The sequence below is a fragment of the Rhodococcus pseudokoreensis genome (genome assembly GCF_017068395.1).
Lineage (GTDB): Bacteria > Actinomycetota > Actinomycetes > Mycobacteriales > Mycobacteriaceae > Rhodococcus_F > Rhodococcus_F pseudokoreensis.
Genome location: NZ_CP070619.1, coordinates 6,557,587 through 6,579,738, shown reverse-complemented (window position 1 = coordinate 6,579,738; position 22,152 = coordinate 6,557,587). Strand labels below are relative to the sequence as shown.

Here is a 22,152-nt window from a genome sequence, read left to right as displayed (position 1 = left end):
TCAGTCGGGCAGCCCGTCCAGGACGGCACGGGTGCCCGACAGGCCGAGCCGCGTCGCACCGGCCGCGATCATGTCGAGCGCGGCCGCTGCGGTGCGGATCCCGCCGCTCGCCTTGACCCCGATCCGCCCGCCGACGGTCTGCGCCATCAACCGCACCGCTTCCACGGTGGCTCCCCCGGCCGGGTGGAACCCGGTCGACGTCTTCACGAAGTTCGCGCCTGCCCGCTCGGCGGCCCGGCACGCTTCCACGATCGCCTCGTCGCTCAGCGCGGCGGTCTCGAGGATCACCTTGAGAACGGTGCGGTCGCCGACGGCCTCGCGGACGGTGAGGACGTCGGCGAGCACCGCGTTGAAGTCGCCCGCCACGGCGGCACCGATGTCGATCACCATGTCGATCTCCTGGGCGCCCTGATCCACGGCGAGCCTGGCCTCGGCCCCCTTGACCAGCGAGTGGTGCTTCCCCGACGGGAACCCGACCACCGCGGCGGTCACCAGTCCGGGCGCCTTGACCGGCAGCATCGACGGCGACACGCAGACTGCGAGCACACCGAGCGAGCGCGCTTCGGTGATCAGCGCCTTCACGTCGTCGGTGGTGGCCTCGGGCTTGAGGAGCGTGTGGTCGACGAGGTCGGCCACCTGGGAGCGGGTCAGTGCAACGTCGGACATACCTGTGAGCTTCGCACAACGCCTTCCCCGGCCCGCTGCACGGCCTAGCATCGCCGTATGAGTGATCCGGGATCGGTCTTCGACGAGGCACGGCTCGAATTCGACCGGCTGACGACGGCCGTGTGGGGACCGGCCGGGCAGTCCCTCACCTTCCAGCTCGGGTTGCGCCCCGGGGACGCCGTCCTCGACGTGTGCTGCGGCGCAGGGTCTTCGGCGCTTCCCGCGGCCACCGCGGTGGGTCCGTCGGGTCTCGTCCACGGTGTCGACCTGTCCGACGAACTCCTGGAGGTGGGGCGGCTGAAGGCGTCGGACCGCGGGCTGCAGAACATCGAGTTCGTCCGCGCGGACGCCACCACCTGGGAGCCGCCGAGCACCGTCCCTGCGGCAGGCTACGACGCGCTCGCCTGTTCGTACGGCGTGTTCTTCCTGCCCCACATGGACGCCTCGTTCACCCGGCTCACGGGCCTCGTCCGGCCGGGCGGGAAGGTCGGGATCACGGTGTGGCGGCGGGGCGCGTTACGGGATTTCGCGGAGGCGCTCCACGACGCCGTCGCGCGGCACCGGGAGCCGGAGGCGGACTCCGGCGGGTCGCCGTTCGACGCGCTCGAACACATCGACACCCCGGACGGGCTGCATCAGTGGCTGGGCGAGCTGGGCGCGCACTCGACCGAGGTCCGGGAGCTGTCCAACATCATTCCCGCGACGCCCGAGTTCGCGTGGGACCTGGTCATGGGCGGGAACCTGCGCCGCGCGCTGTCCCCGTTCGACGACCGGACGGTCGAGCAGATCCGACTCGATTTCCTGCAGGTGCTCACCGAACGCGCGATCCACGACGTCGACGCCGGCACCCTCGTCGGCACCGCCGTGGTGAACGGCCGGAGCACGACCTGAAAGACTGTTGCCCATGAGCGCTGCTTCGACCGAGGACCACCGGTACGTTCTGTCTCTCGGCTGCCCCGACCGCACCGGCATCGTGGCCCGGATCTCGACGTTCCTCGCCGAGGTCGGCGGCTGGATCGTCGAGGCGGCGTACCACGCCGACGCCGACACCGGCTGGTTCTTCACCCGTCAGGCGGTGCGGGCGTCGTCGGTCGACATGTCGATCGGGGAACTCCGGGAGCGGTTCGCCGCCGTCGCCGCCGAACTCGGCCCCGAGACCGAGTGGACCGTGTCCGGCACGGGCGAGCGCAAGCGGGTGGTGCTGCTGGTGAGCAAGGAGGCGCACTGCCTCCACGACCTGCTGGGCCGCGCCGCAGGCGGCGAGTTGCCCGCCGACATCTGCGCGGTGATCGGCAACCACCGCGACCTCGAGGCCGTCACGCGCCAGCACGGCATCGACTTCCATCACGTGCCGTTCCCGAAGGATCCCGCCGAGCGCGGGCCTGCGTTCGAGCAGGTGCGTGAACTCGTCGACGCCCACGACCCCCATGCCGTGGTGCTGGCGCGGTTCATGCAGGTGCTGCCGTCGGAACTGTGCGAGCACTGGGCCGGCCGGGCGATCAACATCCACCACAGCTTCCTGCCGTCGTTCGTCGGCGCCCGGCCGTACCACCAGGCATTCGCCCGCGGTGTGAAGCTGATCGGCGCGACCTGCCACTACGTGACGGCCGAACTCGACGCGGGCCCCATCATCGAGCAGGACGTGATCCGCGTCGACCACGCCGACGAGGTCGCCGACATGGTCCGGCAGGGTCGCGACATCGAGAAGCTGGTGCTGTCCCGCGGGCTGCGCTGGCACCTCGAGGACCGCGTGCTCGTACACGGCCGTAAGACGGTGGTATTCAGCTAGTTTCGTCGCCGAGGCGGGCAAGCCGTCCGGACCCGTCACCGCGGAAAGGTACCGACATGATCGACGTCGCCATCGCACAGTTCGCATCGGGTTCGGACAAGCGCGACAACCTCGGGCAGATCGCGACGTTCGCCGGGGCGGCGGCCGCGGGCGGCGCCCGGGTACTCGCGACGACCGAATACGCGATGTTCGCGCTCCCGGTGATCGACGAGCGATTCGTGGACACTGCCGAATCCCTCGGCGGTGAATTCGTCACCGGCCTGCGCGAGATCGCCGTCCGGCACGGGCTGACCCTCGTCACCGGGATCAACGAGGCGATCCCGGGCGAGCGCAGGATCTTCAACACCCTCGTCGCGGTCGCCCCCGACGGCGGCATCGCCGCCACGTACCGGAAGCTGCACCTGTTCGACGCATTCGGCTACCAGGAGTCGGAGTTCGTGCAGGCGGGGACGATCGACGATCCCGAGACGTTCACGGTCGACGGCATCACGTTCGGCATGCAGACGTGTTACGACCTGCGGTTCCCGGAGGTGACCCGGCGCATCGTCGACGCGGGCGCCGACGTCCTGGTCCTGCCGGCCGCGTGGATGCCGGGCCCGCTCAAGGAGGACCACTGGACCACGCTCGTCCGCGCCCGGGCCATCGAGAACACCCTCTACGTCCTCGCGGCCGATCAGTGCGCTCCGGTGGGTTCGGGTGCCTCCATGATCGTGGATCCGATGGGCGTGGTGATCGCGTCCCTCGGCGAACGGACCGGAACCGCGATCGGGACCGTCTCCGCCGAGCGCATCGCCGAGGTCCGCGCCAAGAACCCGGCGCTGTCGCTGCGCCGCTTCGGCGTGGTCGCCAAGCCGTAGATTCCGGCGCATTGGTCAGGCTCACACGCAATAGCGTGTGAACCTGACCAATTCCCGGGCAACGGTGTTCAGCGGAAGAGGTCAGGCAGGCCGTCGGACACCGACTGGGGGAAGTCGGGCTGCCGCTTGTCGAGGAACGCCGCGACCCCTTCGCGGACGTCCGCCGACGTTCCGCGGACGTGGATGGCGATCGACTCGGCCCGGTGCGCGACCTCCGGGCTGTCGGCGCCGAGCATCCTCCACATCAACTGCCGGGTCAGCGCGACGGAGACCGGTGAGGTGCCCGTCGCCAGTTCGCGCGCCACCTCGATCGCCCGCGGCAGCACTTCGTCGGCGGGGACGACCTCGCGGACGAGGCCGCGTTCGAGCGCCTCCGCCGCCGACACCATCTTCCCGCCCACGGCCCACTCGACGGCGGTCGAGATCCCGACGATCCGGGGCAGGAACCAGGTGGAACAGGCCTCGGGCACGAGCCCGCGACGGGTGAATACGAATCCGAACTTGGCTGTGTCGGAGGCGATCCGGATGTCGGCGGGCAGTGTCATCGTCACGCCGACTCCCGCTGCCGGACCGTTGATCGCGGCGATCACCGGCTTCGTCGACCGGTAGATCCGCAGCGACGCCTGACCGCCCGAATCGGGTGGCGCCTCGCCGCTGTCCGGGTCGTCCTCCGTGACGAACGTGTCGCCGCCCTTCGCGAGGTCGGCCCCGGCGCAGAAGGCGCGGCCGGTTCCCGTGAGGACGATCGCACGGATGGTGTCGTCGGCATCGCATTCGTCGAAGACCTCGATGATGCGGTCCCGCACCTCGAGAGTGAAGGCGTTGAGTCGATCCGGGCGATTCAGCCGCACGATCGCGATCTCACCGTCCCGCTCGAGTTGGACGACGCTCTCGGTGGCGATACTCGTCATGAACTGTTCTCTTTTCGTCGTGGTTCCGTGTCGCGGTGTGTCAGCGCACCTTCGAGAACCGTTCGGATACGTCCCGATACTCGGATCTGATGGCGGTCTTCGACAGCTTTCCGCTGGGAAGACGCGGCAGGGGTTCGTTGCGGATCACGACGTACCGGGGCACCTTGTAGTCGGCGACGAGGCGGTCGCAGTGCTCGACGATGGCGACCTCGTCGACGTCGCCGGTCACCGTCACGATCGCGGCGGGCGTCTCACCGAACCGTGGGTCCTTCGCGGCGATCACCGCCACTTCCTCCACTCCCTCGATCTCACCGATCACGCGTTCGAGTTCCACCGGAGAGATGTTGATTCCTCCGGTGATGATGAGGTCCTTGAGCCGGTCGACGAACTGCAGGCGCCCTTCGGCGTCCCGGGTTCCCAGGTCACCGCTGTGCAGCCAGCCGTCCCGCAGTGCGGCCGCGGTGGACTCCTCGTCGTTCCAATAGCCGGGCGTGACGCCGGGCCCGCTGAGGAGGATTTCGCCTTCCTCTCCGGGGTCGGCCTCGGTCCCGTCCGGGCGGACGACTTTCATCTCGGTGAAGATGGAGCCGTTTCCGCACGTCCCAGGGTGGTCGAATGCCTCGCTCACCAGCGTGGCGGTCGCGACTCCCCCGGCCTCGGTCATTCCGTAGATCTGCCGGAGCGCCACTCCCTTGTCCGCCCACCGCTGCAGCAGGGCGGGTGCGACGGCAGCGCCGCCGACAATCGCCGTGCGCAGGGAATCGAGATCCGCGTTGTCGAATTCCGGGGCACGGGAGATGGCCTCGAAGATCAACGGGACACCGAAGAGGGCCTGGACCTTGTGTTCACTCAGCAGTGCCGCCGCGCGTCCCGGCTTCAACTCGCGTTCGATGATGATGGTGCCGCCGAGCACGGTGGTCATGAGCAGACCCCACACGAGGCCCGGGGTGAAGACGAGCGGGAGGACCAGCAGGGTCGTCGCCCCGGGCCGCAGCCCCTCTTCCGTCAGCGACGCCTCGAAGACGATGTTGAGCAGGGTGCGATTGGTGCAGATCACGCCCTTGGAGAGTCCGGTCGACCCGCTGGTGAACAGCAGCGCCGTCGGGTCTTCGGGACCGACGTCGATCCGGAAGTCGTCCGCACCGCCACTGCGCAGCGCCGCGAATTCGTCGAAGGGCAGCGAATCGAACGTCGTTCCCAGGGCGCGGGTCTTCTCGACCGCGTCGCCGAATTCGGCGGGCGCCAGCACCAGCCGGGCTCCCGCGTCGTCGACGACCTTGCGGAGTTCCGCGGGCTTGAGCCGGGGGTTCAGCGGCACGAGGACCGCGCCCGCCTTGAGGACTCCGAGCGCGACGGCAGGCCACTCGAGCGAGTTCGGGCCGAGGACGCCGACTCGGTCACCCGGCTCGATCCCGGCCTCGACGACCCGGCGAGCAACGCGGCTCGACCAGTCCTGCAGTTCCCGGTACGTGAGCGCGTCGTCGTCGACGACGATCGCCCGCTGGTCGCCCTTCGTCGCCGCCCACCAGTGCAATGCCGACCCGATTGTCGCAGCCATCTCCACTCAACCTTCCGCCGTCGCCGCCGGGCGACATCGATGTCACGGCAGACGCCTCGCGCCACCGCTACAAACCTACGATCTATAGATTAACTGATGTTGCACCGAATCGGACACCCCGATCGGCACGTTTTCTCGAAACGTGTTCCGCTCGAGCGATTGCCAGCCCGGCCCCTCCCGCCGCCGCGCTGCCCACCCAGAACGCGATCACGAACGCCCGCTCGGACGCCAGATCAGTGCCGGCGACCGTCACGGACGCGAGCAGTGTCGCGACCAGCGCGCTGGCGAGCGAACTACCGAAGGTCCGCGCAATCGCGTTGATGCCGTTGGTGACCCCGGTGAATTCGGCAGGCACGGCGTCGACGAGCAACGCGGGCAGCACCGCGTACGACCCGCTCACGAAAACGTTGATCACGACGAGTGCCACGACCACCTGCCACAACCGGGAGTGGGCCAGCGCCAGCATCGCGAATCCGGCCACCCCGATCCCGCAGGCCGCGACGAGCACGCGGTCGGCGCGGAAGCGGTGAACGAATCGGCCGCTCGCCGACGCCGCCACCACCCCCGCGACCGAACCGGGAAGCAGCACGAGGAGGCTGGTGCGCAGCACCGAGGCGTCGAAGCCGTATCCGACGGCGGCGCGCGAGGCCTGCACGAACTGCGCCGAACCGAGAAACTGGATGTACATGGCCATCCCGACGAGAAACGCCGCGAGGTGCGTGCCCGCAACCCGCCGCCCGGACAGCAGCATCGGCGGGACGAGGGGCGCCCGGGTCCGCCGCTCGTGCAGGTACCACCCCGCGGTGACGGCGATCCCCAGTGCCGCCACGCCGATCGTCGGCGGTGAGGCCCAGCCCCACCGGCCGCCTTCGGCGAGGGCGATCAGGATCGCGGACAGGCCCACGGCCATGAGACCGACGCCGACCGGGTCCATGCCGTCGCGGGTCCGCGCCGCGCCGCCGCGAGGAACGGTCACCCAGGCGACGACGAGCGCGGCGAGATTCAGCCCGGCGAGCAGGGCGAACACTCGCCGGAAGTCCGCACCCTCGGTGTGCAGGACGCCGGCGGCGACCATGCCGAGTCCCCCGCCCACGGCCAGGATCCCCGACATCAGCCCGATGGCGCCCAGTAGCCGGCGCGGTTCGAGGCGTCCTCTCAACACGGCGACGCCGATCGGGAACAGCGCGAACGACACCCCCTGAAGAATTCGGCCGAGCACGAGGAACGGGAGGTACTCGGTGACGGTGCACAGCACCGAACCGAGGAGCACCAGGACGAGCGTCCCCAGCAGCACCGGGCGCGGACCACGCCGATCGGCCAGTCTGCCGAGAACCGGAGTGCACACTGCCGCGGCGAGCAGGTTCGCGGTGACCACCCAGCCCACGGCGGCCGAATCGACCCCGAGTTGCGACGCCATCGCGGGGAGCAGCGGCACGACCGCCGTCTGTATGACGGCCGTGGTCATGACGACGAAGCACAGCGCCGGGACCAGCAGCCGATCGCGCGTTCCGGACCGCCGGGCCGGGACCGTGACCGTGACCGACCCGGCGCCCGTCGTCACCATCCGTCAGAGATCCAGGATCAGCTTGGGTGTGCAACTCCGGGACACGCAGATCATCATGGCGTCGTTCTCCGCCTGCTCGTCCTCACTGAGAACGGAGTCCCGGTGGTCGGGGGTGCCGCCGAGCACGGCGACCTCGCACGTTCCGCAGGTACCCTCCCGGCAGGAGAAGTCGGCATCGACGCCTACCCGGAGGACGGCGTCGAGAAGCGTTTCGTCCGCGGCGACCTGCACCGTCCGCCCGGATCGGCCGAGTTCGACCTCGAACGCGCCGTCGTCGCCTTCGGGCAGCGCCTTGGGCGCGAAACGCTCGACGTGCAGCGTGACGTGCGGACGTTCCCGGCACGCCGATTCGATGGCCTGCAGCAACGGTTCCGGCCCACAGCAGTACACGACGGTTCCGGGCTCGACCTCGTCGAGGGCCGTGGCGAGATCGAGGTGTCCGTGCTCGTCCTGCGGGCGGAGGAGCACCCGATCCGGGTGTGCCGCCGCGAGTTCGTCGGCGAACGCCATGCTCGCGCGGGTCCGTCCGCCGTAGAGCAGGCGCCACGGCGTGCCCTTCGAATCCACTTCCCGCGCCATGGGGAGGAGGGGCGTGATGCCGATCCCGCCCGCCACGAACAGGTACGAGTCGGCGTCGACGAGTGCGAAATGGTTCCGGGGACCGGCCACGGTGACGAGGTCGCCGGATTCGAGCTTGTCGTGGACGCGGATCGAGCCGCCTCGACCGTCGGCCTCACGGAGCACGGCCACGGTCAGCGACGTCGTGTCGCCGGGATCCCCGCACAGCGAGTACTGGCGGGTGGTCGCGTCGTCGAGGACCAGATCGATGTGCGAACCCGGCGTCCAGGCCGGGGCCGCGGCTCCCGACTCGTCGACCAGCGTGAGTCGCACGACGCCGTCGGCAAGCGTTTCCTTACCGGCGACCTGCATCTGCAGCCGTTCCTGGTTCGCGGTGCTGGTCATGTACCCGTCTCGTTCCACTCGACTCCACTTGCTCGTAAATCTTATGTCATTAGGTTAATGTCACGCAAGACGCACGCCGGAGATGTTGCCCCGCGGCAGCACCTGCGATAAACCTATGTGCATTAGAATTTTTGATGGGAGACCTCGCTCATGAACCCGCAGGCAACCGAATCGGTGCTCGACCTGTTCCGCCTGACCGACTCCGTGGCCGTCGTCACCGGCGCGGGCAGCGGCCTCGGCGCCGGTTTCGCGTGCGCGCTCGCCGAGGCAGGCGCGGATGTCGTGATCGCCGCACGACGGCGCGACCGACTCGACGCGGTCGCCCGATCGGTGACCGAACGCGGGCGCAACTGCCTGGTGGTCCCCACCGACGTGACCGATCCAGAGCAGTGCGACGCGCTCGCACAGGCGGCGATCGACCGGTTCGGCAGACTCGACATCCTGGTGAACAATGCCGGGGTCACCCACGCCGCACCCGCCACCCGCGAGCGGCCCGAGGACTATCGGGCGGTGCTCGACGTGAACCTCTTCGGCGCCTACTGGGCCGCGCAGGCCTGCGCCCGTGTGATGGGCCCCGGTTCCAGCATCGTCAACATCACCAGCATGCTCGGCCTGGTGAAGTCCGTGCTCCCGCAGGCCGCGTACTCGTCGAGCAAGGCCGGACTCATCGGCTTGACCAGGGATCTGTCGAACCAGTGGTCGGGGCGCAAGGGCATCCGGGTCAATGCGATCGCACCGGGATTCGTCGACACCGACATGATCGGCGAGATGTCGGCGGAGACACTCGCGGCCTTCCTCCACGACTGCTCACTCGGACGGACCGCCACCCAGCGCGAACTCGACGCGGCGGTGGTCTTCCTCGCCAGCCGGGCCTCGGGCTACATCACCGGTTCGACGCTCGCCGTCGACGGCGGAACCTCCGGTCACTGACCGACGAAAGGCGACAACGACCATGCCGATCACCACGATTCGCACCGAACTGCGAGGCGACGGAGTCACACTCGTCGCGGACCGGTGGGAGCCGGCGTCCGCGCGGAAGGGAATCGTCCTGCTGTTGCACGGCGGTGGGCAGACCCGCCATTCGTGGCAGCGCACCGGAATTCGACTCGCCGACAACGGCTGGTGCGCCCTGGCCATCGATGCCCGCGGTCACGGCGACAGCGAGTGGGCCGAGGACGGCGACTACGGCAGCAATGCCCACGCACGCGACCTCGCGGCCGTCGCCGCCGGACTCGACGAGCCACCGGTGCTGGTCGGCGCGTCCATGGGTGGGATGGCGTCGTTGCTCGCGCAGGGCGACCACGGCATCGGCCGCGCGCTGGTCCTGGTGGACATCACACCCCGCGCCGAACCCGGCGGCCTCGCCAAGATCACGTCGTTCATGGAGAGCGGCCTCGCCGGTTTCGACACCCTCGAGGACGCGCTCGACGCCGTCGTCGCCTACAACCCGCACCGCCGTCGTCCACCGCGCGTCGAGGGACTCCGCAAGAACCTCCGCCTCCGCGACGGGCGCTGGTACTGGCACTGGGATCCGCGGATGATCACGTATCGGGAGAACACCGACGACCACGCCGAGGTCCGGGAAGCGCGGGCCCGCGCCGCGGCACGGGCGGTGCGCGTCCCGACCCTCCTCATCCGGGGCGCCCAGTCCGACGTCGTCAGCGCGGACGGTGCCCGTGACCTGCTGGAACTGATCCCGTCGGCCCGTCACATCGATGTCGGAGGTGCCGGCCACATGGTCAGCGGCGACGACAACGACCTGCTCAGCGGCGGCCTGCTCGACTTCCTCGACAGCGACGTCGCCTACACCCATGAGGTGACCACGACCGACTACGATTCACCTCACCATGACTGACAACCACCCGAGCGAACACCCTGACCGGAAAGCCTGACATGCCCCGACCATCGAAGCCCCTGATCAGCCGCGCGGCTGCGGTGCAGGCGTCCATCGAGATCATCGATTCCCAAGGACTCGAGGCTTTCAGTCTGCCGCGACTGGCCAAGCACCTCGGAGTGCAGGCGCCGTCGCTGTACCACCACTTCGCGGACAAGAGCGAGATCCTGTCCGCGGTGGCACGGCACATCGCCGGCGCGTCCGTCGTCCGTCCCCGCCGCAAGCCCGGTCCCGACTGGCCCGAGTTCTTCGTGGCGTTGAGCATGAATTTCCGCCAGGCCATCCTGCGGCACCGGAACGCGGCGCCGATCCTCCTGCAGTATCTGCCGCGGGACCTCCTGATCGGCACGTACGAGGACACGGCCCGGTTCCTGCTGGACTCCGGTGTGCCGACGCATCTCCACGTCCAGATCCTGGACGGGATGGAGACGTTGTCCATCGGCGCCGTCCTGACGGAGGCGATGCGCAAGCCGAGCACCCGCGCCACGATCTTCCCGAACGTCGATCCGGAGTCTCAGCCGCTCCTCGCCGAAGCACTTGCCGCCAATGAACTCTCGTCGAAGCGGTTGTTCGAGGAAATGATCCGCAGCTTCCTGTACGGGGTGATGCGAAACGACGCGGCCGCCGGGAACGCAGCGGAGGAACGCTCCGCCTGACACGCCGGCACCGAGATGACGAAGGGCCCCTGGAACATTGTGTTCCAGGGGCCTTCGACATCTCGGTGCGGCGACCCGCTACCCGATGGCGGGCAGGTGCACCGTCTTGGTCTCGAAGAACTCCTCGAGGCCCTCGACGCCGCCTTCGCGCCCCACACCGGACTGCTTGTAGCCGCCGAAGGGCACGGTGAAGTCGATGATGGCGGCGTTCACGCTGACCGTTCCGGTCCGGATGCGCTGCGCCACCTCGAAACCGTGCTCGAGGTCGGCGGTGTACACCGCGCCGGACAGCCCGTAGATCGAGTCGTTGGCGATGGCGATCGCCTCGTCCTCGTCCTCGTAGGTGATCACGGAGACGACGGGACCGAAGATCTCCTCCTGCGCGACGCGCATGTCGTTGCGCACGCCGTCGATCAGGGTCGGTTCGACGAAGAAGCCGTGGTCGACGCCGGCGGGACGGCCACCTCCGAGCACGATGGTCGCGCCCTCCTCCTTGGCCGAGGCGATGTAGCTCTCGACCCGGTCACGCTGCCGCTCCATGGCGAGCGGGCCGAGGAAGGTCGTCTGCTCCCACGGGTTTCCCATGGTGAGGAAGCCCAGCGCACCCTTCAGCGCCTCGACCACCTCGTCGTGGCGCTTACGTGACACGAGCACCCGCGTCAGCGCGATACATGCCTGGCCGCTCTGCATGCAGCCACCCATCGGGAGCGACTGCATGACGTGCCCCAGGTCGGCGTCGTCGAGGATGATCGCCGCCGACTTGCCACCGAGTTCGAGCGACACCCGGGCGATGCGCTCACCGGCGAGCGACATGATGCGCCGCCCGGCGAGAGTGCTTCCGGTGAACGTGATGTGGTCGACGTCGGGGTTGGTGACGAGGGTTTCGGACACCTCCCGGTCGGCGCAGAGAACGCTCACGACGCCGTCCGGAATCTTGCCTTCGGCCGTCAGTTCCCCGATGACGTCGGCGAACACGGACGGCGACAGCGGGGCTTCCGGTGCCGTCTTGAGGATCACCGAGCACCCTGCGGCGAGAGCGGGGGCCACCTTGAAGGCGATCGTCCCGATGGGCCCGTTCCAGGGGATGATGGCGGCGACGACCCCGGTCGGCTCCTTCAGGATTCGCGAGACCCCGCCGTCGGCCCGGGTCCGGTCGTCGCGGGTGGAGTAGTCGCGGGCCACGGCCGCCACGGCGCGGAACAACCCGGCCGTCATCTGCTGCGTCGGGCCGCTGACCGCGACGGGGATGCCGACCTCGATCACGCCGAGCGGGGTCAACTCCTCCACGCGGCTCTCGAGTCGCGAGGCGATCTCGTCGAGGACGTCGGCGCGCTCGGCCATCGTGCGCGACGCCCACTCACCGGAATCGAACGACGCGCGGGCCGCCTGCACGGCGCGTGCGACGTCTTCGGTTGTGGCGCTGCGGATTCGCGCCGCCTTCTTCTCGGTGAACGGGTCGACGAGGTCGATCCACTCGTCTCCCGTCGACTCCACCCACCGGCCGCCCACGAACACCTGCTCGCGATCGGCGATCTTCGGAGGCGCTGCGGCCGCCGACTCTGTTGTCGTCATGGTCGAAAATTCCCTTCGCTCAGCGGTTGTTGTAGCCGGCATCGACCGGCAGGGTCACGCCCGTGACGTACCGCGCCTCGTCGGAGGCGAGGAACACGATGGCGTTGCTGATGTCGACGGCCTCGATCAGCTCGACCGGCATCGGATTCTTGTACGATTCGTCGTTCGCGACCTCGGGGTGCGAGTTCACGAACTCGCCGTATTCGGCGTTGGCCACCATCGGGGTGTTCACCCCGGTCGGATGCACGGTGTTGACCCGAATGCTGTGCTTGGCAAGCTGCTTCGAGTACAGGCGCATGAGACCGACGACGCCGTGCTTGGCCGCGGAGTAGCCGGCCTGGCCGGGGAACGTGTTGAGTCCGATGCTGGTGAGGCCCGCGGCGGAACTGGTGATGACGATCGACCCGCCCTCGCCCCGCTCGATCAGCCCGGGCACCGTCACCTCGAGTACGTGCCACACGCCGGTGAGCATCACGTCGATGGCGTCGTGCCACGCCTGCGGCTGATCACCGGGTCCGATGACGGGCATGATGCCGGCGTTGGGCAGGACGATGTCGACGTGCCCGAACTGTTCGATCCCGGCGTCGTACGCGCGCTGGACGTCGGCGCGGTTCCGGACGTCGCCCACCGACGTGACGATGGAACCGCCGGCCTCCTTGACCAGGCGTTCGGTCTCGGCGAGGTCATCCGTGGTCGCCATCGGATAGAACACGGTGTCGATCTGCTCGCAGATGTCCATCGCGATGATGGAGGCGCCCTCCTCCGCCAGTCGCACCGCGTGCGAACGTCCCTGTCCGCGAGCCGCACCGGTGACGAACGCGACCTTCCCCTCGAGTCGTGCCATGACGTGTCCTCTCGTTCAACCGAGTCTGAGATGTCGGTGATGTGCGCCGGAATGTCGCGCGGCGTGCGCGCGAGGTGAGCACTGGATGTGAGTCTTGGGTTCGGGGGCCGTCGGCCGGACGCCCTCGAAACGGACACTTCTTGTGAGCCGTGTCACAGGACAGTAGCGCGGCATTCGCCGCTCGTCAACAGTGGAACAAATATCGTTCTACGTCTCATGCCTCAGAGGTAGCCGGGAGCCTCGTGCCACTCACCGACCTGATAGCACGTATGCGCATCCTCCTGCTCGAACGACAGCAACCGGCAGAGCCGGACCGCACCGTCGTCGTCGGGATCGATTCTCATCAAGGCGATCTGAGCCCCCGCGTCGCGCAGCACCTCGAGCGCCCGCACGAGCAGGGCCGCACCCAGGCCGCCGCCCCGCGCCTCCTTCTCGAGCACCAGCGCACGGATCCACGCCGCCCGCAGTTCGAGGTGCGTGTGCAGCGACGGGTCCAGCCAGACGAATCCCTGGGGACGTTCGGCGTCGCCGGACGCGAGTACGACGGACCCGGTTCCGTGGGCGCGGCTCTCCGACAGTTTCACGAGCTGAGCGGCCGGAATTCCCGAACGGCCCAGCACGTCGTCGAGTACCTCCACCGACTCCGGGGCGTCCAGCGCGCGCGGCCCCTCCAGCGCGGACCCGGCCGGGAGGTGCACCGGATCGAGCGGAACCGCGAACGGCCCGGTCAGGCTGCGAAACAGGGTCCACAGCCGGCTCACCGACGAGATCCGGAATCGTCGGGTCAGGCGCTCGGCCGCGGGATGCGTGCCGAAGGCCCAGACGCGCAGCGCGCGCGCACCGGTACCCATCCAACCGTCGGGCCGGTCCACGTCGAGGCCCAGTTCCTCGACGAGCAGGGTCGCGATTCCCCGCGATCGATAGTCGGGGTGCACGACGAACTGGACGGTCCCGAGACCGTCGTCGTCCACGGCGATGTTGAGGTACGCCACCACGACGAGCGGAACGTCGTCGAGAGCGCTCAGACCGCGGCGCGCCTTGACGGCAAGATGCGATACCCGCGCCCCCGGCCGCGAACGTGCCGTGACATCACGCGGTTCGATGCGCGAGAACCCCGCTTCGTCGTCGTATTCCGCGGCCGCGCCCACCAGGGCGAGAACTTCGTCGCGGTCGTCGTCTGCGAGTTCCTCGCACCACTGACAGGAAATCATCCGTATCACTCCTCATCGGACGGTGTCACCTAAACCTAATGCTCATTGATAACACCCGCAACGGCCGGACCTGCGAGGGTTTACACATAAATCTATGTGAGTTAGATTTAATGCGTCGATCCACACCGCATTCGGAGCCGGTGACGGGTAGCGGCGACAACGCTGGCCCATCGACTCCGCACGACACTGGAGGAAACGCAATGACCGAGGTCGGAGCCCCCCGCGAGGAACGCATTCGCCGCGCCCTGGATCACCTGCGCAACGACACGACGGACGAATTCGAGCACATCACCTGGTTCCAGCCGGAGGAGTTCACCGATCCGGCCGTGGCCAAGCGGGAACGGGACCTCATCTTCGGACGTGTCCCCTCCATCGTCGCGCACGGCTCCGAGATCCCCCGCGCCGGCGACTTCTTCACCCTTCAGATGCCGCGGAACAACATCATCGTGGTCCGTCAGCGCGACGGCGGCGTCAAGACGTTCGTCAACCTCTGCCGGCACCGCGGCGCCCTCCTCGAAAAGGAGGAGAAGGGCCGGTGCCGGCTCTTCTCCTGCCCGTACCACCGGTGGTCGTACGACACGGACGGCAGCCTCCGGACGATTACCCGCGACAACACGTTCGGCGAGACCGACACCACGAACATGGGGCTCGTGGAATTGCCGACCGAGGAACGTCACGGTTTCATCTGGGTCGTCGACGACGCGAACGCCGAGATCGACGTGGCGGGCTGGCTCGGCGAAGAGATGGATACGATCGTCGCCGGCTACGACCTCGGTTCCAAGATCGCCTTCCAGTCCGAGGGATTCGACGAGCCGGTGAACTGGAAGATCATGCAGGACGCCTTCCTCGACGGATACCACATCCAGTACGCCCACCCGAACACCGCGGCCAAGCACATCCACACCAACGTGATGGCGTTCGAGGACTTCGGCAGGCACTGCCGATTCATCGCGCCGCGCAAGTCGATCGACCGGTGGATCGAAGAGGATCCCGGCGACCGGAGCCTGGCCAAGGACATCACGGAAACCCATTTCCTGCTCCCCAACAGCACCCTGCTGCGGCAGCCGGATCACTTCCAGCTCCTCACCTTCCGGCCGCACCCCACAGATCCGCAGCGCTGCCGCATGGAGATGCGCCTGATCGTGCCGCCGGTCGCGGAGACCGAGATGACCGAGGAGCGGTGGAACCGCCTGTGGACCAAGAACTGGGAGATCCTCCTCGCCGTTCTCCACGCGGAGGACTTCCCCCTCCTGCGGGACTCGCAGCACGGCATGACCAGCGCCAACGCCGGCCGGATGGTATTGGGCCAGAACGAGGTCGCCAACCAGGTGTTCCGGCGTGAGACGCAGAAACTACTGGCAACGAACTGACAACATGATGTGCGGGGCGCCCACGGGCGTCCCGCATCAGGAGGAAGACATGCAGAGCGATCTGTTCGACCGGGACCACGAGTTGTTCCGCGAATCCGTGCGGGGATTCGTCGACAAGCACGTGGTGCCCCAACTCGAGAAATGGGATGCGGATCGCCTGATCGATCGCGAGACCTGGCTGGCAGCCGGTCGCCAGGGTCTGCTCGGACTGTCCGTCCCCGAGGAGTACGGCGGGCCCGGCGAACTGGACTACCGCTTCCGCTTCGTGATCCAGCAGGAGATCGCCCGGGTCGGCGCGTCGGCCCTGCAGTCCGGGTTCTCCACGAACGACGACATCGTGCTGAACTACCTGCTCCGTCACGCCGACGCCGAGCAGCGCCGGCGCTGGCTGCCCGGGTTCGTCACCGGCGAGACCATCGGCGCGATCGCGATGAGCGAGCCTGCCGCGGGCAGCGACCTGCGCGCCATCCAGACCACGGCGGTCCTGGACGGCGACAGCTGGGTGATCAACGGGTCGAAGACGTTCATCACCAGCGGAATCCTCGCCGACCTCGTGATCGTGTTCGCGAAGACCGATCCCTCGGCCGGCTCGCGCGGCTTCAGCCTCTTCGTCGTCGAGGACGGGACGCCGGGATTCGCCCGGGGCCGCAAACTGGACAAGCTCGGTCTGCACGCCCAGGACACCGCCGAATTGTTCTTCGAGGACGTCCGCGTCCCCAAGGAGAATCTGCTCGGCGAGATCGGTTCGGGATTCGCATATCTGATGCAGAGCCTCCCCCTCGAACGACTCGGCATCGGTATCGCCGCGCAGGTGTCCGCCGAGGCGGTCCTCGGCTGGACTCTCGACTACGTCAAGGAGCGGACGGCCTTCGGCAAGCGGGTCGGAGAATTTCAGGGCCTCGGGTTCACCCTCGCCGAACTGCAGACGGCCGTCGAGGTGTCCCGCGCGTACATCGACCGGTGCGTGCGTGAGCACAACGCGGGCACCCTCACCGCCGTGGATGCGGCGAAGGCGAAGCTCTGGGCCACCGAACTGCAGGGCCGCGTCATCGATGCCGGAGTGCAGTTCCACGGTGGCTACGGCTACATGATGGAGTATCCCGTCGCCAAGGCGTACATCGACGCCCGGATCCAGCGGATCTACGGCGGCACCAACGAGATCATGAAGGAAATCATCCATCGAGACCTGATGAAGGCCTGAACGATTCCGGTAAGAAGGGGTGCGGCGAAAATGTATTCGCCGCACCCCTTCTTTGCGCCGTTCCCACCCACTCACACCCGGGCAGAAACTACACTATTTAGGTAAAACGGTCGCTCTGCGGGAGGAGTCGGACGCGATGGGTGCACGCGCACGCACGGTGGCAGTTCTCGGAGCCCTGGCAATCCTGGGCACTCCGGCGGTGGCCGACGCCGCCCCCGACGAGGCCTCCGTCGGGCCGCCGCAAACGGGGTGGCCTGCCGCGTGGGCCTATTCCATCGAGCACCCCGACGCGATCCCGCAGGGCATGAACGATTTTTCGTGCAGGCCGGACGCCGCGCATCCGCGGCCCGTCGTCCTCGTCAACGGAACGTTCGAGAACAGCTACGCCAACTGGGCGATGTACTCACCCCAGCTGAAAGCCGACGGCTACTGCGTCTTCGGCCTCGACTACGGCGGCCCGGACACCGGGCCGTTCCATCAGACCGGCGACATGCGCGTGTCCGCCCGGCAGGTCGGCGATTTCGTCGAGACGGTCCTCGCCGCCACCGGTGCCGACCGGGTCGATCTCGTCGGGCACTCGCAGGGCGGACTGGTGCCGCTGTACTACATAAACCACCTCGGTGGGGAGTCGAAGATCGGCACGATGATCGGGGTCGCTCCCGCCACGAACGGCATCAGCGCCTACGGGATGCTGAATCTTCTCGCCGCGTATTCCCAGGCGAAAGATGCCGTCGGGAGCGTGATTCCGGCGGTCGACGACGGGACGGCGGGTTCCGCGTTCGTCACGGAGACCGGCGAGGGCGGCATGACCCGCCCGGGAGTCGAGTATGCGACCGTCAGTTCGCGGCACGACCTCGTCGTGCAACTGAGCGAGTCGCAACTGCCGCCCGGACCGAACGTGTCCAACGTCGTGGTTCAGGACTTCTGCCCCGAGGATCTGACCAATCACGGAACCATGGTCTACGACGACATCACGCTCCGGATCGTGCGCAACCTCCTCGATCCGGCGACGGCCGTTGCTCCCGCCTGCCATCCCGTGGCGCCCCTGCCCTGAACCACGACCTCAGCTAGACCGCGACCTCGGACGACGACGCGACCCGCTCCGCACCGTCCCGCGCGCGCTGGGTTCGCGACACCGAGACCCACGCGGCGGCGACGCCCGCCACCGAAATCGCCACCAGCAGGATGCTCAGTGCCGCGGTGCTGCCGCCGTCGTTGAACGCGAGTTGCACTGCGAGGACCGGCACGAGCGCGGCGCCGAGAGCGTTCCCGAGTTCACGGCCCAACCCGAGACCGCTGAAGGCGTGCCGGGTCTCGAACAACTCGGTGACGTACGCCCCCATCGGCCCGAAGATCGCAGCGACACCGACCCCGTTCCCCAGGACAAGGACCAACCAGAACGCGGCGGTACCGCCGCCGTGCCCGACGAGCCAGAACGCAGGGAAGGCGAGCAGCGCGGAGAACACGAAGCCGGAGATGATGACCGGTCGTCGACCCACCCGGTCCGACAGCATCCCGAACAGGGGAATGAATGCCGCACAACTCAATTGCGCGAGCACCAGGCCGATCAGGATGTCGGTCTGCCCCATGCCCAGTTGGTTGCGGCCGAACGTCAGCATGAAGACGAGATAGAAGTAGCCGAGACCGGCCTGCCCGAACACCATCACGAGTACGGACAGGATCGCGCGTGGTTGCCGGCGGATGACGTCGAGAACCGGGGACGTGGTCTTGTCGTTCGATTCCTCGATGTGGCGGAACGCCGGAGTCTCGGGCAACCGGGCCCGCAGCGACAGGCCGTACAGGAGAATCAGTCCGCTGAGCAGGAACGGCAGGCGCCACCCCCAGGACATGAAGGCTTCCTCGGGAAGCGCGGCCGAGACGATCAGCAGGGCGCTGGTGCCGAGAACGCCGCCGATGGACGCTCCCGCCCCGGGCAGCGATCCGAGAAGTCCCCGTCGGCGCTGCGGCGCGAACTCCACCGCGACCAGGGTGGCGCCGCCGTATTCGGCGCTGGCGCCGATTCCCTGGAGGATCCGGAGGAGGACGAGGAGGGCCGGGGCCAGCCAGCCGATCTGCGAGTAGCCGGGCAGCAGACCCACGAGCATCGTCGCGGCCCCCATCATCACGAGGGTGAAGACGAGGATCTTCTTCCGTCCGATCCGGTCGCCGAGGCTGCCGAGGACGACACCGCCGATCGGCCGCACGAGGAAGCCGACTGCGAACGTCCCGACCGCTTGCAGCGTGGCCAGGAAGGGGCTCGCACCGGAGAAGAAGACGCTCCCGAATACCACCGACGCGGCGGAGGCGTAGAGGCTGAAATCGTAGTATTCGAGCAGAGTTCCGACGAAGGCGGCGCGGCTGGCGCGTTTCGAGTCGCCGGCGGACCTGGAACCGGACGCCGTCGTGGCGCCGTCTGCGGCGGTTGATGAGCTGGTTGTCATGCACACACTCCGTGTCGTGCGGTCTCGAAGAGTTCGAGAATGATTGTGACGGGTGCCACGTTAACCAACAGCCATTAGTTTTGTCCACGCTTTACCTTCGGGTCTTCCGACCTCGCCGGAACACCCTTGACATGGACGCGATTCGACAGCGGCCCAGGGTAACCCGGGCCGCTGTCGAATCAACTCGTGCGTTACCTCGCGGCGGAGGCGGCCACCCCGATCGGCGACGAATCCGTGGCGGGCGGTTGCAGGATCCCCTCGGCCACGAGGCGATCCACTTCCGCGGTCGTCATGTTCAGCAGGTCCGCGCAGATCTCCCGGCTGTGCTGCCCGGCAATCGGGGCCTGCCGCAGCGGCGGATCGGCTATGGCGGAGAAACGCGCGACGCGGGCTGCCGTGGGCAACGCCTTCGGGAGCAACGCGTGATGGGTTTCCGTGTAGGCGTCGCGGGCCGCCAGGTGCGGATCGGTGAGCAGTTCGGGAAGTCGCAGCATCATCCCGGCGGGCACACCCGCCGCCTGCAACTGCGCGACCGCCGCTGCGGGAGAACGCGTCTGCAGCCACTCACCCAGCACGGCATCGACGTCCACCCGGTTGCGGATCCGCTCGGCCCGGGTGCGGAACGCTGGGACGTCCGCCAGTTCGGGCGTGCCGATCGCGGAACACAGTCGCACCCAGTCGTCGTCGTCCCGGACCGACACGACGCACCACTCGTCGTCACCGGCGCAGGCGAACACCCCGGCAGGCGCGGCGAACGGATCGGAGTTGCCGGGCGCGGAGACGGTGCCCGGTCGCAGCGATTCGGTGACGAGTTGAGCACCGAGTTGGACGAGCGCGGTGTCAGCCTGCGCCACCTCCAGTGCCGCGCCCCTACCGGTGCGGGTCCGCTGGATCAGGGCGGCGAGTACCGCGATCGCCGTGACGTGCGCGGCGATGTGATCGGGATAGACGGTCGAGCCGTCACAGAGCAGGTCTTCGTTCCCGGGGTACCGCCACAGGGCGGACACACCGCACGCGGCACGCACCAGCGGGCCGTAGCCGAGTCGGTTGTTCCACGGCCCGGTACTGCCGAACGCGCTGCTCTCGGACACGATGATGCCCGGGTTGAGGGCGGCGAGTTCGTCGTACGACAGGCCCATCGACGCGAGTGTGCCGGGCTTGAAATTGGCCAGGACCACGTCGGCCTCGGCGACGAGGCGGCGGAACAACTCCCCGCCCTCCGGGCTGCGCAGGTCCAGACCGAGGCTGCGCTTGTTGCGGTGCCCCCAGGCGACGGACGCGGCCAGCGCCGCACCCCGCTTCGACTGCCGGAGACCGTCGGGGAACTTGGCATTCTCGACCTTGATGACATCGGCGCCGTAGTCGGCGAACTGGCGGCTGAGTTCGGCGCCGAAGACGATCACGCCCAGGTCGAGGACGCGGAGGCCGTCGAGGGGACGAGTGCCCGACTGCCGCGTCCCGGACGCCTCGGCGGCCGGCCCCTCCCGCTTCGCCTGGGGGTGGGCGTCGTGCTTCCCGACCTCGGGCGCCGGGGTCCTGATTCCGACGCGGGCGCCGTCGATCGACACGTATCCCGTCGGAACGCGGGCGTGCACCCCGGTGGCGATCTCCATGTCCGCGAGGGCACCGGCCACGTCGAAGTGCTCGGTGGTCAGTACTTCCCCGAGCGAGAGGACACCGCCGACCGGCACTCCCCTGGTCGCGCCCTCGGCGACGAGTTGGTCGCGGGTGCGAGTCGCGAACAGCGCCTCGATCAGGGGGTGCAGGGTGTCGGCGGCGGCGAACCGGGCCGGAATGGTGTCGTACTTCGGGTCGGCGAATTCTTCCGGCTCGCCGAGCCATTCGAACATTCCCCGCCACTGTCGCTTGGCGAGCAGGCAGATCCGCACGTAGCCGTCGGCGCAGGGGAACACCGGGTAGAAGTTCGACGCGTCCGGCCGGTTCCGGGGGAAGTCGTCGGAGCGCCCCGCGGCCGCGGAACCCTGCGTCCCGAATCCGGGATCGAAGCCGTGCACGAGCGCCTCGAAGGCGGACAGATCCACGACCTGCCCGCGCCCGGTGTGGATGCGGTCGTAGTAGGCGAGCAGCGCCGACCAGGCGGCGTGCATTCCCACCGTCTCCTCCACCAGGCCGGCGGGAGGAAGGAGGGGTTCGGCTCCGGGAGCGCCCGAGCGGGACAGCACGCCGCTCAGTGCGTACAGGACCTGTTCCGTGGCCGCCCAGTCCCGGTAGGGCCCGGTCTGCCCGAACGGTGTGACCGACACACACACCAGTGACGGTGCGAGAGCTGAGAGTTCGGTCGCGCCCACTCCGCGCTCGCTCAGCAGGCCCGGCGCGTGCGATTCCACCAGGATGTCGGATTCCGCGGCGAGTTCCCGGAGCCGGTCCCGGCCCGCGGGATCGTCGAGGTCCACGACGATCCCCCGCTTGTTCGCGTTGCGCAGCGCGAACGGGATGCTGACCCCGTCCACCACGGGCTCGGCGCGGCGTGAGCGGGCACCTCCCGGACCTTCCACCTTCGTCACCTGCGCGCCGAGGTCGGCGAGGTACCGGCCACACGACTCACCGAGGCCGTCGGTGAGGTCCAGTACGCGGACACCGGTCAGCGGTAGCGTCATCGCCTGCTCCGTTCGATCAGATCTGATGGTGAATGAA

Annotated in this window: 19 protein-coding genes; 9 read left to right on the top strand and 10 right to left on the bottom strand. The window is 68.4% G+C overall.

Annotated elements, in window-relative coordinates; genetic code table 11:
• Complete coding sequence (gene deoC, locus JWS13_RS35140; protein ID WP_206010010.1) at positions 1–666, bottom strand: deoxyribose-phosphate aldolase; 666 nt, start codon at positions 664–666, stop codon at positions 1–3.
• Between the two features lie 57 nt (positions 667–723).
• Here deoC and JWS13_RS35135 point away from each other — a divergent pair, with 57 nt between their 5' ends.
• The 3 genes from JWS13_RS35135 to JWS13_RS35125 are packed head-to-tail and all read left to right on the top strand — an operon-like array spanning position 724 to position 3,312.
• On the top strand, positions 724–1,557 hold the full coding sequence (locus JWS13_RS35135) for a class I SAM-dependent methyltransferase (RefSeq protein ID WP_206010009.1): 834 nt from the start codon (positions 724–726) through the stop codon (positions 1,555–1,557).
• Positions 1,558–1,570: 13 nt separating this feature from the next.
• Positions 1,571–2,455, top strand: coding sequence for a formyltetrahydrofolate deformylase (purU, locus tag JWS13_RS35130; RefSeq protein ID WP_206010008.1), 885 nt, complete (start codon positions 1,571–1,573; stop codon positions 2,453–2,455).
• 56 nt (positions 2,456–2,511) lie between these two features.
• Positions 2,512–3,312 (top strand): carbon-nitrogen hydrolase family protein, encoded by an 801-nt coding sequence (locus JWS13_RS35125; protein WP_206010007.1) that lies wholly within the window; start codon positions 2,512–2,514, stop codon positions 3,310–3,312.
• 68 nt (positions 3,313–3,380) lie between these two features.
• Here the strand turns inward: JWS13_RS35125 and JWS13_RS35120 are convergent, their stop codons facing one another.
• From JWS13_RS35120 to JWS13_RS35105, 4 genes are all read right to left on the bottom strand, one after another.
• Complete coding sequence (locus JWS13_RS35120) at positions 3,381–4,223, bottom strand: enoyl-CoA hydratase-related protein (RefSeq protein ID WP_206010006.1); 843 nt, start codon at positions 4,221–4,223, stop codon at positions 3,381–3,383.
• 40 nt (positions 4,224–4,263) lie between these two features.
• The gene (locus tag JWS13_RS35115) at positions 4,264–5,781 is read right to left on the bottom strand and encodes a class I adenylate-forming enzyme family protein (protein ID WP_206010005.1); all 1,518 of its coding nucleotides are present in this window, start codon (positions 5,779–5,781) and stop codon (positions 4,264–4,266) included.
• Positions 5,782–5,863: 82 nt separating this feature from the next.
• Entirely contained in the window at positions 5,864–7,345 is a 1,482-nt protein-coding gene (locus JWS13_RS35110; protein ID WP_206010004.1) for an MFS transporter, read from the bottom strand.
• A 3-nt stretch (positions 7,346–7,348) separates the two neighbouring features.
• Positions 7,349–8,308, bottom strand: coding sequence for a PDR/VanB family oxidoreductase (locus JWS13_RS35105; protein ID WP_206010003.1), 960 nt, complete (start codon positions 8,306–8,308; stop codon positions 7,349–7,351).
• Positions 8,309–8,458: 150 nt separating this feature from the next.
• On the opposite strand from JWS13_RS35105, the gene JWS13_RS35100 reads away from it, so the two are divergent.
• The 3 genes from JWS13_RS35100 to JWS13_RS35090 are packed head-to-tail and all read left to right on the top strand — an operon-like array spanning position 8,459 to position 10,858.
• Complete coding sequence (locus JWS13_RS35100) at positions 8,459–9,238, top strand: SDR family NAD(P)-dependent oxidoreductase (protein WP_206010002.1); 780 nt, start codon at positions 8,459–8,461, stop codon at positions 9,236–9,238.
• 22 nt (positions 9,239–9,260) lie between these two features.
• On the top strand, positions 9,261–10,163 hold the full coding sequence (locus JWS13_RS35095) for an alpha/beta fold hydrolase (RefSeq protein ID WP_206010001.1): 903 nt from the start codon (positions 9,261–9,263) through the stop codon (positions 10,161–10,163).
• A 38-nt stretch (positions 10,164–10,201) separates the two neighbouring features.
• Positions 10,202–10,858: a TetR family transcriptional regulator gene (locus JWS13_RS35090; RefSeq protein ID WP_160100329.1), complete on the top strand. Its 657-nt coding sequence runs from the start codon at positions 10,202–10,204 to the stop codon at positions 10,856–10,858.
• A gap of 78 nt (positions 10,859–10,936) precedes the next feature.
• Here the strand turns inward: JWS13_RS35090 and JWS13_RS35085 are convergent, their stop codons facing one another.
• The 3 genes from JWS13_RS35085 to JWS13_RS35075 form a co-directional block, all read right to left on the bottom strand.
• Positions 10,937–12,430 (bottom strand): aldehyde dehydrogenase, encoded by a 1,494-nt coding sequence (locus tag JWS13_RS35085; protein WP_206010000.1) that lies wholly within the window; start codon positions 12,428–12,430, stop codon positions 10,937–10,939.
• Between the two features lie 19 nt (positions 12,431–12,449).
• Positions 12,450–13,274: a mycofactocin-coupled SDR family oxidoreductase gene (locus JWS13_RS35080; RefSeq protein WP_160100333.1), complete on the bottom strand. Its 825-nt coding sequence runs from the start codon at positions 13,272–13,274 to the stop codon at positions 12,450–12,452.
• A gap of 221 nt (positions 13,275–13,495) precedes the next feature.
• Positions 13,496–14,485, bottom strand: a complete 990-nt coding sequence (locus JWS13_RS35075) for a GNAT family N-acetyltransferase (protein WP_206009999.1) — start codon at positions 14,483–14,485, stop codon at positions 13,496–13,498.
• Between the two features lie 200 nt (positions 14,486–14,685).
• Here JWS13_RS35075 and JWS13_RS35070 point away from each other — a divergent pair, with 200 nt between their 5' ends.
• The 3 genes from JWS13_RS35070 (at position 14,686) to JWS13_RS35060 (ending at position 18,110) form a co-directional block, all read left to right on the top strand.
• On the top strand, positions 14,686–15,855 hold the full coding sequence (locus JWS13_RS35070; RefSeq protein ID WP_160100337.1) for an aromatic ring-hydroxylating oxygenase subunit alpha: 1,170 nt from the start codon (positions 14,686–14,688) through the stop codon (positions 15,853–15,855).
• A 49-nt stretch (positions 15,856–15,904) separates the two neighbouring features.
• A complete protein-coding gene (locus tag JWS13_RS35065) occupies positions 15,905–17,056 on the top strand; it encodes an acyl-CoA dehydrogenase family protein (protein WP_206009998.1) in 1,152 nt (383 codons plus the stop codon).
• 136 nt (positions 17,057–17,192) lie between these two features.
• Entirely contained in the window at positions 17,193–18,110 is a 918-nt protein-coding gene (locus JWS13_RS35060) for an esterase/lipase family protein (protein ID WP_206009997.1), read from the top strand.
• Positions 18,111–18,123: 13 nt separating this feature from the next.
• Here the strand turns inward: JWS13_RS35060 and JWS13_RS35055 are convergent, their stop codons facing one another.
• Entirely contained in the window at positions 18,124–19,497 is a 1,374-nt protein-coding gene (locus tag JWS13_RS35055) for an MFS transporter (RefSeq protein WP_206009996.1), read from the bottom strand.
• Positions 19,498–19,688: 191 nt separating this feature from the next.
• Positions 19,689–22,115 (bottom strand): CaiB/BaiF CoA transferase family protein, encoded by a 2,427-nt coding sequence (locus tag JWS13_RS35050; protein ID WP_206009995.1) that lies wholly within the window; start codon positions 22,113–22,115, stop codon positions 19,689–19,691.
• Positions 22,116–22,152: the final 37 nt, after the last annotated feature.

Coding starts and splice junctions, on each gene's coding strand:
- JWS13_RS35105 (WP_206010003.1), bottom strand. CDS start 8,308: ATGACCAGCACCGCGAACCAGGAACGGCTGCAGATGCAGGTCGCCGGT.
- JWS13_RS35120 (WP_206010006.1), bottom strand. CDS start 4,223: ATGACGAGTATCGCCACCGAGAGCGTCGTCCAACTCGAGCGGGACGGT.
- JWS13_RS35095 (WP_206010001.1), top strand. CDS start 9,261: ATGCCGATCACCACGATTCGCACCGAACTGCGAGGCGACGGAGTCACA.
- JWS13_RS35055 (WP_206009996.1), bottom strand. CDS start 19,497: ATGACAACCAGCTCATCAACCGCCGCAGACGGCGCCACGACGGCGTCC.
- JWS13_RS35125 (WP_206010007.1), top strand. CDS start 2,512: ATGATCGACGTCGCCATCGCACAGTTCGCATCGGGTTCGGACAAGCGC.
- JWS13_RS35075 (WP_206009999.1), bottom strand. CDS start 14,485: ATGATTTCCTGTCAGTGGTGCGAGGAACTCGCAGACGACGACCGCGAC.
- deoC (WP_206010010.1), bottom strand. CDS start 666: ATGTCCGACGTTGCACTGACCCGCTCCCAGGTGGCCGACCTCGTCGAC.
- JWS13_RS35065 (WP_206009998.1), top strand. CDS start 15,905: ATGCAGAGCGATCTGTTCGACCGGGACCACGAGTTGTTCCGCGAATCC.
- JWS13_RS35085 (WP_206010000.1), bottom strand. CDS start 12,430: ATGACGACAACAGAGTCGGCGGCCGCAGCGCCTCCGAAGATCGCCGAT.
- purU (WP_206010008.1), top strand. CDS start 1,571: ATGAGCGCTGCTTCGACCGAGGACCACCGGTACGTTCTGTCTCTCGGC.
- JWS13_RS35100 (WP_206010002.1), top strand. CDS start 8,459: ATGAACCCGCAGGCAACCGAATCGGTGCTCGACCTGTTCCGCCTGACC.
- JWS13_RS35110 (WP_206010004.1), bottom strand. CDS start 7,345: ATGGTGACGACGGGCGCCGGGTCGGTCACGGTCACGGTCCCGGCCCGG.
- JWS13_RS35070 (WP_160100337.1), top strand. CDS start 14,686: ATGACCGAGGTCGGAGCCCCCCGCGAGGAACGCATTCGCCGCGCCCTG.
- JWS13_RS35050 (WP_206009995.1), bottom strand. CDS start 22,115: ATGACGCTACCGCTGACCGGTGTCCGCGTACTGGACCTCACCGACGGC.
- JWS13_RS35135 (WP_206010009.1), top strand. CDS start 724: ATGAGTGATCCGGGATCGGTCTTCGACGAGGCACGGCTCGAATTCGAC.
- JWS13_RS35090 (WP_160100329.1), top strand. CDS start 10,202: ATGCCCCGACCATCGAAGCCCCTGATCAGCCGCGCGGCTGCGGTGCAG.
- JWS13_RS35115 (WP_206010005.1), bottom strand. CDS start 5,781: ATGGCTGCGACAATCGGGTCGGCATTGCACTGGTGGGCGGCGACGAAG.
- JWS13_RS35080 (WP_160100333.1), bottom strand. CDS start 13,274: ATGGCACGACTCGAGGGGAAGGTCGCGTTCGTCACCGGTGCGGCTCGC.
- JWS13_RS35060 (WP_206009997.1), top strand. CDS start 17,193: ATGGGTGCACGCGCACGCACGGTGGCAGTTCTCGGAGCCCTGGCAATC.